At 64.6% G+C, this 17,855-nt stretch carries 20 protein-coding genes; 13 read left to right on the top strand and 7 right to left on the bottom strand.

Annotated elements, in window-relative coordinates; translation table 11 throughout:
• Positions 1-68 precede the first annotated feature (68 nt).
• The 7 genes from ICJ04_RS15115 (at position 69) to ICJ04_RS15085 (ending at position 6,568) form a co-directional block, all read left to right on the top strand.
• Complete coding sequence (locus tag ICJ04_RS15115) at positions 69-1,733, top strand: RHS repeat-associated core domain-containing protein (protein ID WP_188324996.1); 1,665 nt, start codon at positions 69-71, stop codon at positions 1,731-1,733.
• Entirely contained in the window at positions 1,733-2,029 is a 297-nt protein-coding gene (locus tag ICJ04_RS15110) for a hypothetical protein (protein ID WP_188324995.1), read from the top strand. The genes ICJ04_RS15115 and ICJ04_RS15110 overlap by 1 nt, the downstream gene beginning before the upstream one ends.
• A gap of 81 nt (positions 2,030-2,110) precedes the next feature.
• The gene (locus tag ICJ04_RS15105) at positions 2,111-3,976 is read left to right on the top strand and encodes an RHS repeat protein (protein ID WP_188324994.1); all 1,866 of its coding nucleotides are present in this window, start codon (positions 2,111-2,113) and stop codon (positions 3,974-3,976) included.
• Positions 3,973-4,296: a hypothetical protein gene (locus ICJ04_RS15100; protein ID WP_188324993.1), complete on the top strand. Its 324-nt coding sequence runs from the start codon at positions 3,973-3,975 to the stop codon at positions 4,294-4,296. Before ICJ04_RS15105 ends, ICJ04_RS15100 begins: the two co-directional genes overlap by 4 nt.
• On the top strand, positions 4,289-4,732 hold the full coding sequence (locus ICJ04_RS15095) for a hypothetical protein (RefSeq protein WP_188324992.1): 444 nt from the start codon (positions 4,289-4,291) through the stop codon (positions 4,730-4,732). The genes ICJ04_RS15100 and ICJ04_RS15095 overlap by 8 nt, the downstream gene beginning before the upstream one ends.
• A gap of 134 nt (positions 4,733-4,866) precedes the next feature.
• Positions 4,867-5,331: a hypothetical protein gene (locus ICJ04_RS15090; RefSeq protein WP_223202911.1), complete on the top strand. Its 465-nt coding sequence runs from the start codon at positions 4,867-4,869 to the stop codon at positions 5,329-5,331.
• A gap of 151 nt (positions 5,332-5,482) precedes the next feature.
• Positions 5,483-6,568 (top strand): NAD(P) transhydrogenase subunit alpha, encoded by a 1,086-nt coding sequence (locus ICJ04_RS15085; protein WP_188324990.1) that lies wholly within the window; start codon positions 5,483-5,485, stop codon positions 6,566-6,568.
• A gap of 254 nt (positions 6,569-6,822) precedes the next feature.
• On the opposite strand, the gene ICJ04_RS15080 is transcribed toward ICJ04_RS15085, so the two are convergent.
• The 3 genes from ICJ04_RS15080 to ICJ04_RS15070 are packed head-to-tail and all read right to left on the bottom strand — an operon-like array spanning position 6,823 to position 8,136.
• Positions 6,823-7,206, bottom strand: a complete 384-nt coding sequence (locus ICJ04_RS15080) for a DUF3106 domain-containing protein (RefSeq protein WP_223203080.1) — start codon at positions 7,204-7,206, stop codon at positions 6,823-6,825.
• Between the two features lie 49 nt (positions 7,207-7,255).
• The gene (locus tag ICJ04_RS15075; protein WP_188324989.1) at positions 7,256-7,576 is read right to left on the bottom strand and encodes a hypothetical protein; all 321 of its coding nucleotides are present in this window, start codon (positions 7,574-7,576) and stop codon (positions 7,256-7,258) included.
• Entirely contained in the window at positions 7,573-8,136 is a 564-nt protein-coding gene (locus ICJ04_RS15070; RefSeq protein WP_188324988.1) for an RNA polymerase sigma factor, read from the bottom strand. The genes ICJ04_RS15075 and ICJ04_RS15070 overlap by 4 nt, the downstream gene beginning before the upstream one ends.
• 108 nt (positions 8,137-8,244) lie before the next feature.
• On the opposite strand from ICJ04_RS15070, the gene ICJ04_RS15065 reads away from it, so the two are divergent.
• Positions 8,245-8,565: an NAD(P) transhydrogenase subunit alpha gene (locus tag ICJ04_RS15065; protein WP_188324987.1), complete on the top strand. Its 321-nt coding sequence runs from the start codon at positions 8,245-8,247 to the stop codon at positions 8,563-8,565.
• On the top strand, positions 8,562-10,022 hold the full coding sequence (locus tag ICJ04_RS15060) for an NAD(P)(+) transhydrogenase (Re/Si-specific) subunit beta (RefSeq protein ID WP_188324986.1): 1,461 nt from the start codon (positions 8,562-8,564) through the stop codon (positions 10,020-10,022). Before ICJ04_RS15065 ends, ICJ04_RS15060 begins: the two co-directional genes overlap by 4 nt.
• Before the next feature lie 212 nt (positions 10,023-10,234).
• Here ICJ04_RS15060 and ICJ04_RS15055 read toward each other — a convergent pair whose 3' ends face one another.
• A complete protein-coding gene (locus ICJ04_RS15055; protein ID WP_188324985.1) occupies positions 10,235-10,666 on the bottom strand; it encodes a hypothetical protein in 432 nt (143 codons plus the stop codon).
• A gap of 121 nt (positions 10,667-10,787) precedes the next feature.
• Between ICJ04_RS15055 and sufT the strand changes: the two genes are divergently transcribed.
• From sufT to ICJ04_RS15035, 4 genes are all read left to right on the top strand, one after another.
• A complete protein-coding gene (sufT, locus tag ICJ04_RS15050) occupies positions 10,788-11,339 on the top strand; it encodes a putative Fe-S cluster assembly protein SufT (protein ID WP_188324984.1) in 552 nt (183 codons plus the stop codon).
• A gap of 66 nt (positions 11,340-11,405) precedes the next feature.
• The gene (locus ICJ04_RS15045; RefSeq protein ID WP_188324983.1) at positions 11,406-12,500 is read left to right on the top strand and encodes a branched-chain amino acid aminotransferase; all 1,095 of its coding nucleotides are present in this window, start codon (positions 11,406-11,408) and stop codon (positions 12,498-12,500) included.
• Positions 12,501-12,923: 423 nt separating this feature from the next.
• Positions 12,924-14,675, top strand: a complete 1,752-nt coding sequence (locus tag ICJ04_RS15040; RefSeq protein WP_188324982.1) for a S8 family peptidase — start codon at positions 12,924-12,926, stop codon at positions 14,673-14,675.
• 179 nt (positions 14,676-14,854) lie between these two features.
• On the top strand, positions 14,855-16,237 hold the full coding sequence (locus tag ICJ04_RS15035; RefSeq protein ID WP_188324981.1) for a S8 family peptidase: 1,383 nt from the start codon (positions 14,855-14,857) through the stop codon (positions 16,235-16,237).
• 85 nt (positions 16,238-16,322) lie between these two features.
• On the opposite strand, the gene ICJ04_RS15030 is transcribed toward ICJ04_RS15035, so the two are convergent.
• From ICJ04_RS15030 to wrbA, 3 genes are all read right to left on the bottom strand, one after another.
• On the bottom strand, positions 16,323-16,808 hold the full coding sequence (locus ICJ04_RS15030; protein WP_188327360.1) for an asparaginase domain-containing protein: 486 nt from the start codon (positions 16,806-16,808) through the stop codon (positions 16,323-16,325).
• Between the two features lie 76 nt (positions 16,809-16,884).
• Positions 16,885-17,226, bottom strand: coding sequence for a DUF2069 domain-containing protein (locus ICJ04_RS15025; protein WP_188324980.1), 342 nt, complete (start codon positions 17,224-17,226; stop codon positions 16,885-16,887).
• Positions 17,226-17,816, bottom strand: coding sequence for an NAD(P)H:quinone oxidoreductase (gene wrbA, locus ICJ04_RS15020; protein ID WP_188327359.1), 591 nt, complete (start codon positions 17,814-17,816; stop codon positions 17,226-17,228). Before wrbA ends, ICJ04_RS15025 begins: the two co-directional genes overlap by 1 nt.
• Positions 17,817-17,855 lie beyond the last annotated feature (39 nt).

The raw sequence follows: 17,855 nt of genomic DNA, 5'->3' as shown, positions 1-17,855 counted from the left end.
GAGCGGCACGACGTTTGCGGGTGGAGGTCGGTTGAGCAAACCCAAGAGCCTCGGCGATCTCTGATGGAATGATCAACTACTGCCACGACCGCTGCGGTCAGGTGACCCACGGAGCGACGACCCTGCAGTGCACCTACACCAAGGCACGCCGACTGGCGTCTGTCATCTATCCCGGTGGCGCAGTGGCCGACTACATGCGGGATGCGCAGGGCCGCGTCACCCAGGTAGGACTCAAGCGTGGAACTTTGGCTCGGCAGGTTCTGGTCAAGCAGGTCGGCCATGCGCCGTTCGGCCCGATCACTGGCTGGACCTATGGCAACGAACGTCGCCTGAACCGTCCGCATGATCAGGACTACAGGGTGACCAGTGTCAGCGATGCGTCGGCCGGTGGGCTCAAGCTCGGATTTGGATATGACGCAGTGGGTGCGCTTGCCCAGCTGCGTGCCGGTGCAACCGGAAGCGTGCTCGCGAACTACGGCTACGACGGAATGGGGCGCCTGTTGCAGGCGGCGGATGCGGCGGGTATGCCGACGCATACCTATGGCTGGGACGCGACCGGCAACCGCTCGCAGGCCGGCAGCGATGCAGGAACGCTGGCGTATCACTATCCGGCTACCAGCCATCGTCTGACCGGCGTGGGCGGTCTGGCGAGGACCTATGACGCTGCGGGCAACACAACGCAGATGAATGGTCTGACCTACGCCTACAACAGCGCTGGCCGACTGGGACAGGTCAAGCAGGGAGCCACGTCGTTGGGAATCTACCGCTATAACGACCGGGGCGAGCGCGTGCTGCGGCAGGCGGCCGGTAAGACCACCACGACGCTGTATGACGAATCAGGCCAGTGGCTGGGCGAATACAGCGCAAGCGGGGTGCCACTGCAACAGGTGGTGTGGCTGGAGAACTATCCGATTGCGGTGTTCAGTGAATCCAGCGCGGGTGTGCCGGCGCTGGGCTACGTGCAGCCGGATCACCTGGGGACACCGCGGGTGATCATTGATGCGGCGCGTAATGTGCCTGTCTGGGAGTGGAGTCTGGCGGGTGAGGCGTTCGGGGCGGATGCTGCGAATGAGGATCCGGATGGGGATGGCGTCGCGTTTGGGTTTGCGCTGCGGTTCCCGGGGCAGCCGGCGACGCCGGAGAGCGGGCTGAACTACAACTACCAGCGGGATTATGATGCGGGGGTAGGGCGGTATGTGCAGAGTGATCCGATTGGGTTGGCGGGTGGAATCAACCCATACCTCTATGCAAGCGCTGATCCGCTCAGCCTGTTGGACCCGTTCGGCCTCAGATCACGTGATCTCGAGTACATCTACAAGCTATCAGGCGCGGTTCCGCCCACAGTAGGGTCTCACCACTACGAAGTTTGGACCCCGCTCTGCTCGGGAGGGTGCACTAAGGCGCAAGCATTTGAAGCAGTGAAGAAATTCTCAGCGCCCGGTGCGCCTCCTGCCCTCGAAGGGACAAGGGATCTACGACTGGAGGGTGATAATCCGATCCGGCAAACTGTGGATCAATGCAGCATGACCATTACCAATGCTACTTTGCCGGGTCATGTTTTTGGAGGTTCCGTGAATATATCAATAACTGAAAGGCGAGGCGTGATTGGTGCCCAAGTAGTTGGTTCGGGCGTGGGGGCGATGCCTGTAATAAATCAGCTGGCAGGGCCGCTCATATTCCAGTATTTGGGCATGAGGGCGTCGTCAACTATAAATGATGCCGGGGTGCCGTAATGAAGGATTTTTTCACCAGGCGCAGAGTGGCATTGACGTTGCCCATCTTTCTCTGGTACGTGGCACTTTCCTACGGAATCGGCGCCTACAAGCGTGGGTCTGAAGCGGGCCTCATCAGCGGCATGCTAACCAGTCGCTCCGCCTTTTTGATAGGCCTACCTCTTGGGATGATTTTTCTTAATTGCTTGGTTTTCTGGTTTTCCAGGTTCATTAATAAGGTCATCCTGATTGTTCTAATCATCGCGCAGTTCCCGCTGTTTGCAGCGTTTTTTTTCTACAGTTCTGGTGGGGTGTGACCGGCTGCTTAAGACTGCTTCGTTTACAACGGCTTCGGTGACCTGCTGGTCCTTTCCAGCCCGGACACGGGGAGCGCCACAATGACCCGTGATGCCGCAGGTAACATGGCGACGCGTACCGATGCGCGTGGCGTCACTGCGACCTATGGCTACGATGCGTTGAACCGCGTTACGTCCATCGCCTATCCCGACCCCATTCAAGACGTGACGGTGCAGTACGACGTCGCACCGGCGGCATGCGCAACGACAGAGCGCTTCGCCATCGGTCGAGTTGGGCGCGTGGTTCACCCCGGTGGATCTACCCAGTATTGCCACGACCGCTTCGGTCAGGTGACCCGTAAGATCCAGACGATCAACAACGTCGCGACGACTCTGCGGTACACCTACGACAAGGCGGGACGGCTTGCCTCTGTGATCTATCCCGGTGGGGCGGTGGCCGACTACATGCGGGATGCGCAGGGCCGCGTCACCCAGGTAGGACTCAAGCGTGGAACTTTGGCTCGGCAGGTTCTGGTCAAGCAGGTGGGCCATGCGCCGTTCGGTCCCATCACCGGCTGGACCTATGGAAACGAACGTCGCCTGAACCGTCCGCATGATCAGGACTACAGGGTGAGCAGCGTCAGCGATGCGTCGACCGGTGGGCTCAAGCTCGGATTTGGATATGACGCAGTGGGTGCGCTTACCCAGCTGCGTGCCGGTGCATCCGGAAGCGTGCTCGCGACCTACAGTTACGACGGGATGGGGCGCCTGTTGCAGGCAGCGGATGTTGCGGGGATGCCGACGCATACCTATGGCTGGGACGCGACCGGCAACCGCTCGCAGGCCGGCAGCGATGCAGGAACGCTGGCGTATCACTATCCGGCTACCAGCCACCGTCTGACCGGCGTGGGCGGTCTGGCGAGGACCTATGACGCTGCGGGCAACACAACGCAAATGAATGGTCTGACCTACGCCTACAACAGCGCTGGCCGACTGGGACAGGTCAAGCAGGGCGCCACGTCGTTGGGAATTTACCGCTATAACCACCGGGGCGAGCGCGTGATGCGGCAGGCGGGCGGCAAAACCACCACGACGCTGTATGACGAATCCGGCCAATGGCTGGGTGAATACAGCGCCAGCGGCCAACCGCTGCAGCAGGTGGTGTGGCTGGAGAACTATCCGATTGCGGTGTTCAGTGAATCCAGCGCGGGTGTGCCGGCGCTGGGCTACGTGCAGCCGGATCACCTGGGCACACCACGGGTGATCATCGACGCGACGCGTAACGTGCCGGTGTGGGAGTGGGCGCTGACGGGTGAGGCGTTCGGGGCGGATGCTGCGAATGAGGATCCGGATGGGGATGGCGTCGCGTTTGGGTTTGCGCTGCGGTTCCCGGGGCAGCAGGCTACGCCGGAGAGCGGGCTGAACTACAACTACCAGCGGGATTATGATGCGGGGGTGGGGCGGTATGTGCAGAGTGATCCGATTGGGTTGGAAGGGGGGACGAATACGTATGGCTACGTCGCTGGAAGCCCGCTCGGGGCAATTGACTCCCTTGGACTGAAGACATGCCTGCTGACGACAGTCGGACATGGCGGTATTCGAGATCACGCAGCGGTCTACACGTCGCGCGGCGATGGTTCAGGCGGTCCTGCCCTATACGATCCTGCGGGAGCATATGGTGCCGCAACTGGGGGCGGAAGCGGTGGGATCGTCACCGGTGATGCTGCAAATATCGCGAAGTTTAGCAAGTTTCATGATGGGCAGAAGGTGGAGTCTTCTTGCAAAAGTACATCGCAAGCAGAAGAGGAGAATGTAATCTCCAACGCCATGGACCTTCCTTCTGCCGGCCCATTCGAATGCGCAATTATGTCGTCTTCCGCTTTGAGTGGGAATCCGTCGTTCCCTTATGTGGAGGCGGGAACATTCTTCCCAGGTAATTTGCTTAGGCAGATGTTGAGGACTAAATGAGCGTACTCGTCTACGTTATGGGGTTTATAGGGTTGTTCGCCACAGGGGCGATCCCGCTGAGATCGTGGTTCGTCACTAAGAGGGTCGTGAACGAGGGAAGGCGCATTTACCTCTTCCTTGCGGTAATAATCGTCATCGCGGCCTTAGCTATAGATGTGGTTACCATTTCTCGAATTTTCATCTGCCTTACTCAACCGTATTGTGGGCCTGGTGTGGCGAGTGGATGGATCTATCTGGCAATTCTGGGGTCGGCGTACATTTTGTTTGAGGTTGCAATATTGGTTTTGAAAACCGCGTTGCCGCCGAAGCCGCGTGGCTGACTACGTCGGGAGGTTGAATAAAATCCTTCAAGACGGCGTGTACTGGGGTCGAGATATGAAGCGGGCGATTTTGAGCTTGGCTTTGGCTGCCTTCGCCTTCGCCTTCGCCGTAGGCCTACTTTTCATGTATAGCCACGCGGGGGTCGATGATAAATCCATCTACGCAGATATCCAGTCTGCGGAGGTCAATGGGCGGGGGATGGTTGGCACGGTTCTGTACCGCACCTCCAATGGACGTCGGGTTGCTGGTGTTGAGACTCGTGAAGGGGGCAGGGTGTGGATCTATCTGGGTGGTGTCGGTAAAGGTGGTGGACTATTGTCCGTTCCTGACATCAGGCGCTTCGTCGTGGAGTGCAGGCTCATTCGGAAGTTGATGCTCAGCCATCCTGTGCATCCCACTGTCGCGTCAGCCCTCAAGAATTCATGCGTCGAATAAGTGGGGCGGCGTAGCGGCGGAGATGCTGGGCGAAAGCCTTGGACTTGTGCTGATTCAAGGAGGATGGTGTAGATGTGCAACTTACAGGAGCTGGGAATGCGGAAGGCACAGGAATGCCTCAAGTCGGTTCGTACTTGCAGAAGAAAGGCGGGCGCGCGATGAAGTCGATGCTCAGCTCTCTCTTCTCGCGTCTGACTCCTCTATCCGATCTGGAGCGTTTGATTCTCGAAGAGGCGAAAGCGTGCCTGAGTCCCGAAACCGCTGTGCTGTGGCAGCGTCAGGTTGATGAAATAAACGATGTCCAGCGTGCAGTAGGGGGTGGCGGTATCGCGCTCCGACGAACACTGCGTGGAAAGCCGGTATTCAATGAATCCATCGCATTCCCCAATAAAGCCGTCGCCCTGCATGTGGCAACGGTAGTGGTTCAGGTGGACGGCGGTTTTGCGCCCGTGAATGCCTTCGTAAGCAGCTCCGAGGGGTTTCTTTCTTCGATCGTCTACGAGGGAAACGCGGCGTATCTCGAACAATTGTCCAAGGCGAAGCAGGCGTTTGAGATCAGCGTTGAAGCGCACTGCATCAACGATCCAAGCGTTGTCTGAGGCAGAGGCACGGGGTGGCGGGGGATAGAAGAGTGGTTGAAGCCGCTGGGGCCTTGTGTTTTTGCCGCTTTGCTCGCCGAGCGTGGCTCGGCGCTACCCCCACCCCGATGCGCGCGCTACCATCGGGATTCATTCTTCGGCGGGGAATCGCATGTCCGTAGCGTTGCTGGGCGTCAAGGAAACCGCAGCAGGCGAGCGGCGGGTCGCGCTCACGCCGGAGACAACCAAGAAACTCGTGGCCCGGGGCGCAACCGTCTGGTTCGAACCGGGTACGGGGGTGGCGGCGGGATTCACCGATCAGGCGTATCTGGATGCGGGCGCGCTCAGCGTGGACGACAGCCGGTGGGCGGAGATCGATGTGCTGCTGTGCGTGCAGGCGCCGGACGCGACCAGGCTGCAGCGCCTCAAGTCCGGAGCCAGCGTGGTCGGTCTGTTGAATCCGGCGCGCGATGCAGGTCTGGCGGATCTGGTGGCACATCCCGGTCTGCACCTCTTCCCGCTGCAGCAGTTGCCACGCACGTCGCGCGCGCAATCGATGGATGTGTTGAGTTCGCAGGCGGGCATGGCCGGCTACAAGGCGGCGCTGATCGCGGCACAGCGTGCGCCGCGCTTCTTCCCGATGCTGACCACGGCCGCCGGCACGGTGCGCCCGGCGAAGGTGCTGGTGGTGGGGGCGGGCGTGGCGGGCCTGCAGGCGATTGCCACCGCGCGTCGGCTGGGCGCGCAGGTTGAAGGCTTCGACGTGCGGCCGGAGACGCGTGAGCAGATCCAGTCGCTGGGTGCACGTTTTCTGGATCTCGGGGTCAGTGCGGCGGGCGAGGGCGGTTACGCGCGTGCGCTGACCGATGAAGAACGCGCGCTGCAGCAGCAGCGCTTGGCCGACCATCTGCGTGGCGTGGATGTGGTGATCTGCACGGCGGCGGTGCCGGGACGGACGGCGCCGGTGATCCTGAGCCAGGCGATGGTGGAAGGGATGGCCCCTGGCAGTGTGATCGTGGACCTGGCAGCGGAGAGCGGTGGCAACTGCGCGCTGACGGTGCCGGGCGAGTGCATCGAGCACGGCGGGGTGATGGTGGATGGGCCGCTGAACCTGGCCAGCCTCGGCGCCACGCACGCTAGTGAGATGTACGCGCGGAATGTGCTGAACTTCGTCAGCCTGTTCGTGCAGGAGGGTGAGGTCCGGTTTGATTGGGACGATGAGCTGCTGGCAAAGACGCGCTGGGTGGCGGCTGGCTGACGGCGCGGTGCCCGGGAGAGCAGCCGACTGAAGTCGGCTCTACCGAGCAGAGGCGAGCAGAGGCGAGCAGAGCAGAGCAGAGCCAAGCAGGGCAGAGCCAAGCAGAGCAGAGCCAAGCAGAGCAGAGCCAAGCAGAGCGAGCAGAGCCGAGCAGAGCGAGCCGAGCCGGACAGATCAGAGCCGTGCGAGCCAAGCCCGGCCAAGCCACGCCAGGCCAAGCCAAGCCAAGCTAGGCCGGGCCAGGACACGTCAGGTCAGTCGCGGTTGCGCGGGGGCGGCGGGTTGTCCCGCACCCATTGCTGGCGCTGGTCCTGGGTCAAGCTGCCCCAACGGGTGCGCAGCTCGGCGCGCTGCTCGGGCGTCATGCCGCGCATCTTGCCGAACAGGGCGCGGGCCTGCTCCCGTTGCTGCGGACTCATGCCGTCGAAGCGACGCATGCCTTTGCGGGCCTGATCGCGCTGTTCGGGCGTCATCGCCTGCCAGCGTTGGCCGTGGTTGAGCATGCGTTGGCGCTGGTCGGGCGGAGCGCTGTTCCAGCGATCACGTAGCGGCGCCACCAGCGCATCGCGCTGGGCAGGGCTCAGCTGTTCCCATGCAGGCGGCGCAGTCTGCGCCGATACCGTCGCGCTGGCCGTCATCAGCAGCAGGGGGGCGAGCAGGAAAGAAGGGGAGGGCATCTTCATCGGTTCACTCCATCGCCAGGTCGGTGTTGCCCAGCCACAGGTAGAGGTCGGGGTTTTCATCCAGTGCGCCGCCATCGCTTTCCAGCGCCGCCACCATCGGCGCGACCGTAGAGGAGGGCGCCTCACGCATCTGCAGGCTGAGGCCGATACCCAGCGCGGCGACCCCGGCGAATGCGGTGGCCATCCACCACGCGGGGCTGCGCCGCGACGGGGCCGTGGCGTGCCGTGCGCTGCGAAGGCGGGCCAACGTGGCAGGCGACAGCGCCTGCACGGCCTGCTGGTGCAGCGCGTGCAACTGGTCGTCGGGGGGCAGGGTGCGGCTCACGTCGGGTTCTCCATCAGGGTTCTCAGCGCGTCGCGGGCGCGCGCCAAGTGGGTTTTTACGGCGCCTTCGCTGCAGCCCATGGCGCGCGCGGTGGTCGCGCCGTCCAGATCCTGCAGCACGCGCAGCGTAAAGGCTTCACGCTGGCGGGCCGGCAGCATGCGCAGCGCCTGCACCAGCGCTTCGTACTGCGCGCGCTGCGCATGCACTTCGGCGGGACCGGGCCCTTCGTCGGCCCAATCCACCGGCTCGCCTTGGCTATCCACGTTGTCGCGCCAGAACGGCAGGCGGAAGCGGCGCCGGCGCTGCATGTCGATCACGCGGCGACGCAGGATGCTCCAGAACAGCGGTGGCCATTCGGCGGCCGGCCTGTCGCGGTAGTCCAGCATGCGCATCAGGCTGTCCTGCACCGCGTCCAGGGCATCTTCGCGCTGGCGCAGGCCGGCCTCGGCGAAGCGGAACGCACGCGGCCCCACGCTGGCCAGGAAAGCGTCCAGCGAAGCAGGCGGCGCAGCAGCGGTGGCAGCAAGCGGACTCACCAGCACAGGGTACGGGTCCTTCATGGGGCGTACCAAGAACAACGCGCGGGCAGCGGCAAGGTTGACCGCGGGGCGCACGCGGTTCAGCGCGTGGTTATGATGGGGCTACATCACAGAGCGGGAGCGTTGCCGGTGAGTGACGGATTCGTAGCGCTGTACATCTTCATGCTGGCGGCCATCGCCGGCCACGTCATCATCTCGCGGGTGCCGGTGATCCTGCATACGCCGTTGATGTCCGGGTCGAACTTCATCCACGGCATCGTGCTGATCGGTGCGATGGTGGTGCTGGGGCATGCCCAGACGCCGCTGGAGAAGATCCTCGGTTTCCTGGCGGTCGTGCTGGGTGCCGGCAATGCGGCCGGCGGCTATGTGGTCACCGCGCGCATGCTGGAAATGTTCAAGCCGAGCGTCAAGCCGGCCGACACCGACGCCAGCAAGGAGTCGCAGTCGTGAACATCAGTACTCCTGAGCTGCTCGACTGGCTGGTCAAGGCCAGCTACCTCGTCGCTGCCACCCTGTTCCTGCTCGGCCTGCAGCGCATGGCATCGCCGGTGACCGCGCGCAGCGGCATCCGCTGGGCGGGCGTGGGCATGCTGCTGGCCACGGTGGCGACGTTCTTCCTGCCTGAGCTGCACAACATCCCGCTGATCCTGGTTGCGCTGGCGTTGGGGGGCGGGCTGGCGTGGTGGTCGGCTGGCAAGGTCGCCATCACCGACATGCCGCAGATGGTGGCGCTGTACAACGGCATGGGCGGTGGCTCGGCCGCGGCCATCGGCGCGGTGGAGCTGCTGCGCTGGTCAGCGCTGGCCAACCGCGATACCACGCACTGGAGCGCGCAGGCGCTGGCCGATCTGGCCGCGCGCCAGCCGTCGGCAATTGTCATCGCCTTGGCGGTGACCGGTGCGGCGATCGGCGCGGTGTCGCTGTCCGGTTCGGTGATTGCCTGGGCGAAGCTGGACGGTCGCTTGGACAAGCGGGTCACCTGGCCGGGGCAGCAGGCGCTGAACCTGATCGTGGCGCTGGCCGTGGTGATCCTGGGCATCGTAGCGGCGACCACGCTGAGCAGCTGGGCGATCGTGGCCTTCTTCGTGCTGGCGCTCGCACTGGGCGTTCTGATGACGCTGCCGATCGGCGGCGCGGACATGCCGGTGGTGATCTCGCTGTACAACGCGTTCACCGGCCTGGCGGTGTCCTTTGAAGGGTATGTGCTGGGCAACGAAGCCCTGATCATTGCGGGCATGATGGTCGGCGCGGCGGGCATCCTGCTGACGCGGTTGATGGCCAAGGCCATGAACCGGCCGATCAGCAACGTGCTGTTTTCCAACTTCGGCGGCAACGCCGGGGGCGAGGCGCAGGAAATCACCGGCGCGCAGAAGCCGATCGATGCGTCAGACGTGGCGGCGATGATGGCCTATGCCGAACGGGTGGTGGTGGTGCCGGGGTATGGCATGGCGGTGGCGCAGGCCCAGCACAAGATCTGGGAACTGGCGCAGCGGCTGATCGCACGCGGCGTGAAAGTGAAATTCGCCATCCATCCGGTCGCTGGCCGCATGCCTGGCCACATGAACGTGCTGCTGGCCGAAGCCGGTGTGCCGTACGACCTGATCGCGGACATGGATGACATCAATCCGGAGTTCCCCAACACCGATGTGGTGCTGGTGATCGGCGCCAACGACGTGGTGAACCCGGTGGCGCGCACCGATCCGGCAAGCCCGATCTACGGCATGCCGATCCTGGACGTGGTGAACGCGCGCAACGTGGTGGTGATCAAGCGCGGCCGCGGGACGGGGTTTGCGGGGATCGAGAATGCGCTGTTCTATGCGGACAACACGCGGATGCTGTACGGCGATGGCGCAGCGGCGGCGAGCAGCCTGGTCAGCGAATTGAAGGCGCTGGATGGCGGGCACTAGGGGCCCGGAACCGCCCGGCGGACAGCAAGTCCGGTAGCGCCGAGCCGTGCTCGGCGGAACGTGTCCGGTAGCCGTGATGAAGAGCCGCCGAGCGTGGCTCGGCGCTACGGAAGCGCACCGCACGCAGATGCTGTCCGGCGGTCAGCAAGGCCGGTAGCGCCGAGCCGTGCTCGGCGGAACGTGTCCGGTAGCCGGGGACACCCGCCCCCGCGTCAGCGGCGGACGCGCGCGCCCAGCCAGGCGCCGAGCAGCATCGCGACCGGCAGCCACGCCCAGTCCATCACCTCGTTGGCCAGGGTGATCAGGGTCCAGGCCAGGTGGGGTCCCATCCGCAGGGCGGACGCTACCGGTGCCAAGCCCATCGAGCCGCCCAGCCAGGCGCTGGCGATGCACCACCACGCCAATGCAGTCACCAGCAACGTGCCGACGGTCACCAGGACGGCGCGCAACGCGCCGCCGCGCAGCGTGCCCAGCTGCAACATGAACACCAGGTCCAAGGCGACCAACACGGCCATCCAGCCCATCTGGCGGCCGGTCAACAGGGCCAGGAACACCCAGGCCAGCAGGGCGGTGCCGGCCCCGAGCAGATACATCAGGGGCCAGAGCCAGGTTACGGTCCTGGTGCGTACAGCAGCAGAGTGCATGCGGATTTCCCGTTGGTAGCCAACATGATACTGGGTTTGCCGCAGTGCACGGGCGGGCGCCGGGCCGCTGGGCTAAAATGTCGGCTTGCGCGGCACGTCCGCAGCCCCCACATCGAGCCTCATGTACTCCCGCAGCAGTGAACCAGTCCACTTCGAACGCGACTGCGAGGCCGTCATGGTCCCGCAGGGCGAAACGGTGACCCTGCCCGCCGGCAGCTATGGCTACATCACCCAGGCCCTGGGTGGCAGCTATACGGTGTTCGTCGAAGGCAATCTTTTCCGCATCGCCGGCAAGGATGGCGATGCCATCGGCAAGGAAGCCCCCGCTCCGCTGGAGCTGCCTGACGACGCCAGCGATGAACAGGTCGAACAGCTGGTGTGGCAGCAGCTGCGCACCTGCTTCGATCCGGAGATCCCGTTCAACATCGTGGATCTGGGTCTGGTCTACGAAGTGGACCTGAAGCATCTGGACGACGGCCGCCGCGAGGTGGACGTCAAGATGACCCTGACCGCACCCGGCTGCGGCATGGGCGACATCTTGGTCGATGACGTGCGCAGCAAGCTGGAAATCATTCCGACCGTGGCGCAGGCCGACGTGGAGCTGGTGTTCGACCCGCCATGGGGCCGCCACATGATGTCCGAGTCGGCGCGTCTGGAAACCGGCATGCTCTGACCCGACCGTACCCCGCCCGCGTGGTGGAATTCCGGCAACAACCGCAACCAGAACAGGAAACATCCGGTGTCCCAGTCCAACCTCAGCTTCGACGTCACCCGCTCGGCCCACCCGCGCAGCGCCGATGAGCGCGCCGCCATCCTGGAAAAGCCGGGTTTCGGCCTGCACTTCACCGACCACATGGTGGAAGTGCGCTGGGACAAGGACACCGGCTGGCACAACGCCAATGTGCGCCCGTACGGTCCGCTGCTGCTGGATCCGGCTGCCGCCGTGCTGCATTACGGCCAGGAAATCTTCGAGGGCATCAAGGCATACCGCCATGCCGACGGCTCGGTGTGGACCTTCCGTCCCGACGCCAATGGTCGCCGCCTGCAGCGCTCGGCGCAGCGCCTGGCGCTGCCGGAGCTGCCGGTCGACATCTTCGTTGAATCGCTGAAGCAGCTGGTGGCGCTGGACAAGGACTGGGTGCCGTCGGCTGACGAATCCAGCCTGTACTTCCGTCCGTTCATGATCGGCGACGAGGCCTTCCTTGGCGTGCGCGGCGCGCACAAGGCCGGCTACTACGTGATTGCCAGCCCGGCCGGTCCCTACTTCGCCAAGGGCGTGGCGCCGGTCGCCATCTGGTTGTCCACCGAGTACGCGCGTGCGGCCAAGGGCGGCACCGGCGCCGCCAAGTGCGGCGGCAACTACGCCGCTTCGCTGCTGCCGCAGCAGAAGGCGCAGGCACAGGGCTGTTCCCAGGTGCTGTTCCTGGACCCGACCGAAGGCAAGTACCTGGAAGAGCTGGGCGGCATGAATGTCTTCCTGGTCTACAAGGACGGCACCCTGGTGACCCCGCAGCTGTCGGGCAGCATCCTGGAAGGCATCACCCGCGAAAGCATCCTGCAGTTGGCGCGCGACCGTGGCATGAAGGTCGAGGAGCGCAAGGTCAGCATCGACGAGTGGAAGCAGGGCGTGGCCTCCGGTGAGATCACCGAGGTGTTCGCCTGCGGTACCGCTGCGGTGGTGACGCCGATCGGCCAGTTGAAGGGCGAAGGTTTCGAAGTGGGTGACATCACCGCACCGGCCGGTGAAGTGACGCTGTCACTTCGTAAAGAGCTGACCGACATCCAGTACGGTCGCTTGCCGGACCGCCATGGCTGGCTGGTCAAGCTGGCCTGATGGACTGACGGGACCCGTTCGCCGAGCATGACTCGGCGCTACCGGTACCGCGCGCCGCCACGGTAGCGCCGAGCCACGCTCGGCGGCCTGCATCCGAAAGCCCGTTCACGCAACGGGCTTTTTGTTGTCCGCAAGGTCACGGCGGGGCAGGCCAAGGACAGTCCGTGACCGTTAAATTCATGTGAAATCTCCTTCACCTTCACAAATTTTACACACCAAAAGTCTCATTTCAGACATTTCATGTCCCTGAAGTGGGGCTGAAACATTGTCGTGAATGGCTCGAAACGACTAGCTTCGAGACGTGGGCAGTGCACGGGGGGCTGCCCGCCCCGGTCATCGGTTCCCGCCATTGTGGTACAGCCTGCGGACCTGACCGGCCATCGCCGAATCCGGCATCCATGCCAGAACAGAAAAGGAAATCCGATGTCCCAGGTTTCGCAACCGCGTTTGCGTCAGCGTGCATTGGTCGTGATGGGAGTGTCCGTGCTTGGCTCCCTGCTCCTCGTCACCCCGGCCTTCGCCGGCGATGTCCATCTCAGCGGGCTGGCCTCCGCCCCCAGCCATAAGCAGTTCATCGTGAAATATCGCGAGGGCAGCGCGCCGCTGGCTACGCGCACCGCGCTGGCCACCTCGCTCAAGGCGGCGGCCACTGGCCTGAATGTCAGCCAGGGCCGGGCGCTGGGGCTGCAGGAAGTGCGTCGATTGGCCATCGGCCCAACCGTCGTGCGTGCCGACCAGGCACTGGATGCCGCGCAGGCTGAGCTGCTGATGCGCAAGCTTGCCGCCGACCCCAACGTGGAATACGTGGAAGTCGACCAGATCATGCGCCCGACGCTGGTGCCCAACGATGCGCGGCTCGGCGAGCAGTGGGGCTTCGGCACCTCCAATGCCTCCATCAACGTGCGCCCAGCCTGGGACAAGGCCACCGGCACCGGGGTGGTCGTGGCGGTGATCGATACCGGCATCACCAACCATCCGGACCTCAACGCCAACATCCTGCCCGGCTATGACTTCATCAGCGATGCGGCGATGGCGCGCGACGGCGGCGGCCGCGACAGCAACGCCAACGACGAGGGTGACTGGTACGCGGCCAATGAGTGCGGCGCGGGCTACCCGGCCTCCAATTCAAGCTGGCACGGCACCCACGTGGCCGGCACCGTTGCGGCGGTAACCAACAACAGCACCGGGGTGGCGGGCACGGCCTTCAATGCGAAGGTGGTTCCGGTGCGTGTGCTGGGCAAGTGCGGCGGCTACACCTCCGATATCGCCGATGCCATTGTCTGGGCCTCGGGCGGTACCGTCAGCGGGGTGCCGGCCAACGCCAACCCGGCAGAAGTGATCAACATGTCACTCGGCGGGGGCGGCAGCTGCTCTACCACCTACCAGAACGCGATCAACGGCGCGGTCGGTCGGGGCACCACGGTGGTGGTTGCTGCAGGCAACGACGCCGTCAACGTCTCTTCGGCGGTGCCGGCGAACTGCGCCAACGTGATCGCGGTGGCCGCGACCACCAGCACCGGCGCGAAGGCCAGCTTCTCCAACTTTGGTGCCGGCATCGATATTTCCGCGCCGGGCCAAGGCATCCTTTCCACGCTCAATACCGGCACCACCGTGCCGGCCAGCCCCACCTACGCCTCGTACAACGGTACGTCGATGGCGGCCCCGCACGTGGCCGGCGTGGTCGCGCTGGTGCAGTCGGTCGCCCCGACGCCGCTGTCGCCGGCGCAGGTGGAAACCATCATCAAAAACACCGCGCGTGCGTTGCCCGGCGCCTGCTCCGGCGGCTGCGGCGCAGGCATCATCAACGCCGATGCGGCGGTCACCGCTGCACTGGGTGGCGGTGGCGGCAATCCGAATCCGGGCACCGGCACCGTGCTGCAGAACAACGTGGCGGTGAGCGGTCTGTCGGCCGCATCGGGCGCGGCATTGAGCTACACCGTGACCGTGCCCAGCGGTGCCACGCAGTTGCGGGTGGCGATCAGTGGCGGCAGTGGCGATGCGGATCTGTACGTCCGCCAAGGCAGTGCGCCGACCGACACCGTGTACACCTGCCGGCCGTACCTGAGCGGCAACAATGAAACCTGCACCATCAACAGCCCCGCAGCCGGAACCTGGCATGTGCGGATCAAGGCCTACAGCACCTTCTCCGGATTGACGGTGCGCGCGCAGTACTGATCCGTTCCTGTCTGGAAAAAACGTCGTTGACGCCCCGGCCTGTCCGGGGCGTTTTTTGTGGGTGGCACGACATCGGAGGGTGCATGGCGCCATGCCCCGGTGGGCCGACGCGCAGAAGCCTGATATCCGCTGCAGGCGTGCTGGCAGAGCATGGAGACCCCACCCAACAACGACGGAACATGACCATGAAACTACCTTCCAAGAAAACGGTGCTGTCCCTTGTCATCTCCAGCCTGCTGGCGGCTGCGTGCAGCGCATCGGCCGTTGCTGGCGATGTGGATACAAGCGGCCTGGAGCAGCCGGAGCCTCAACAGCAGTTCATCGTCCACCTGCGCGGAGGACGTTCACTGCAGCACAGTGAAAGCACGATGCAGGCGGCACTGGGCCGTGCCGGATCGCGGCTGCGCTTGGGAACCGGCGACATGAGGGTGCTGCGGCAGATGGCCGCCGGGCCCATGGTGGTGCGTGCCGAGCGGGCGCTGGATCGTGCCGAGGCCGGCGCATGGATGGCGGCGATGGCCCGTGATCCTGACGTGGACCATGTGCAGGTGGACCGCATCCTGCAGCCCGCGCTGGATCCCAACGACACGCGTCTGAACGAGCAATGGGGGTTTTCCAGCAGCAACGCATCACTCAACGTGCGGCAGGCCTGGGACAAGGCGACCGGCGCCGGGCAGGTGGTGGCGATCATCGATACCGGACGCACCCGACATCCGGAGCTGGACGCCAATACGCTCCCCGGATACGACTTCATTAGCAGTGCGAGCATGGCAGGCGACGGCAATGGCCGCGACGACAACCCGGATGACGTCGGCGACAGTCAGTGGGGCTCGCCGTCCAGCTGGCATGGAACCCATGTCGCTGGCACCGTTGCTGCAGCCACCAACAACGGGCAAGGCGTGGCCGGAACGGCCTTCAATGCCAAGCTGGTGCATGTCCGCGTCCTCGGCAAGGGAGGCGGCTACTGGTCCGACATCGCCGATGGCATGGTCTGGGCCGCAGGGGGTAGCGTCGAAGGCGTTCCGCGCAATGCAAACCCCGCCAAGGTGTTGAACCTTTCGCTGGGCGGGCAGGGGGCCTGCGATCGTGCTTCGCAGGCTGCCGTGGACGCCGCGATCCGGAACGGGGCAACCGTCGTTGTAGCGGCAGGAAACAGCAATGCGGATGTATCACGGTTCACGCCGGCCAGCTGCCGCGGCGTGGTAGCGGTAGCGGCCACGACCTCGCGCGGTGCGCGGGCCAGTTTCTCCAACTATGGCGCGGGGATCACCTTGGCGGCGCCCGGGGAGGGCATCCTCTCCACGCTCAATACCGGCACCACGACACCGGAGGGGCCGGGCTACGCGGTCTACAACGGCACCTCGATGGCAGCTCCGCACGTTGCCGGTGTGGTGGCGCTGATGCAATCGGCGGCTGATGGCAAGCTTACCCCTGACCAAGTCGTTGGCATTCTCAAGACGACGGCACGGCCGCTGCCGGGAGCCTGCAGTCAAGGCTGCGGTGCCGGTATCGCCAACGCGAAGGGTGCAGTAGACAGCGCACTGGAAGCCGCTACCCGCTAGCCGCTGAAGCGTTGCGGTGGGCTGTAGCGGTTGATGAGGGGGTGACGGACGCGATCCGTCACCGCCGTGCCTCTCCAGGAAAATCTCAGGCCGCTTCGAAGCGGTTTTCCGCCACGTTCTTGCGCACGCTCTGCGGATCCCAGATGCGGCCGTTCATCGCGATGTAGACGCCATGGGGCATGGACTGCACCGCGCCGATCGCGCAACCGATGTTGAACTCTGCGTCCGACCCGCGGAAGCGGGCCGGGCTCAGTGCACCGGTCATCACGATGGTCTTGTCCGCAATGGTGGCCAGCACCTTGCCGGTGGCCACCATGGAATCGGTGCCGTGGGTGACCAGCACGTGCCGGGTAGGCTGCGCGGCGATGGTCGCGCGGATCAGCTCGCGGTCGTCGTCGCTGATGTGCAGCGAGTCCTTGCGCAGGATCGGGATGACATTGAAGCGGAACGTCACGCCCAGCTCGCGCAGGATCATGCCGATCTGCGGATCGCCGATCTGGTAATCCGACTTGTCATCGAAATAGATCTTGTCGATCGTGCCACCGGTGGTGACGATCAGGAGGTCTTCCATCATGGGTAGGTCTTCGGCGCCTGGAACGGCAGTGCGGGAACAGGAAACAGGATGATACCGGGCGCGAAGGGGCGCGTCAGGGACGACGCCGACTGAACCGGGCACGCAGCCCCGGCAGGCTGGCGGCGAAGATGACCAGCAGTGAAAGCAGGATCGCGACCAGCGCCAGCACCCGGATTTCGGGGTGGCTCCAGGCACTCATCACCCCATGGCTGAACCAGCCTAGGGCGAGTACGGACGACCAGAAGCCGGCCTTGCGCCACCCCAGGCGCAGGGCGATGGCCAATGCCAGCGGCGGGGCGGTGAACACCAATTGCGCCGCCAGCCAATGGCGGTCGTTGATGAACCAGCTGGCATACAGGGCGGCCAGGCCCATCAGCGCCAGCAGCAGGACGATGCGGGCCATCGAGGCGCCCATCAGGCCAGCCGCCGCGCGATATCGGCGACACGGCGCCCGAGCGCCCTGGCCAGGATCGCTTCATCCTCGCTGGGCTGCGGATCATCATTGCTGCCGGCCACATGGCTTGCACCGTAGGGCGTGCCGCCGGACGTGGTGTGGCTGAGTGCCGCCTCGGTGAAGGGTATGCCGACGATCAGGCAGCCATGGTGCAGCAGCGGCAACTGCATCGACAGCAGGGTGGATTCCTGCCCCCCGTGCATCGATGCTGTGGACGTGAACACACCGGCCGGCTTGCCGGCCAACGTCCCGTTGACCCACTCCGCGCCCAGCGTATCCAGGAAGTACTTCACTGGGGCGGCCATGTTGCCGAAGCGGGTAGGGCTGCCGAGCAGCAGGCCGTCGCATTCGACGAGGTCAGCGATGCTCACATAAGGGGCGCCCTCTTCGGGCACCGGCGGGCGCGCGGTCTCGGTCACCGGTGCCACGGCCGGTACCGTGCGCAGCCGCGCGCTCATGCCGGCGACCTCGCCGATGCCCCGCGCTATCTGCCGCGCCAGCCGTGCCACCGAACCGCCTCGGCTGTAGTAGAGCACCAGGATCTCGCCCATCATCGACCCGCTTTTTCGTTCAGGAGACATCAGTATGGC

Origin of the sequence: Stenotrophomonas sp. 169, assembly GCF_014621775.1 — a bacterium.
Lineage (GTDB): Bacteria > Pseudomonadota > Gammaproteobacteria > Xanthomonadales > Xanthomonadaceae > Stenotrophomonas.
This window is presented reverse-complemented; position numbering and strand designations above follow the sequence as displayed.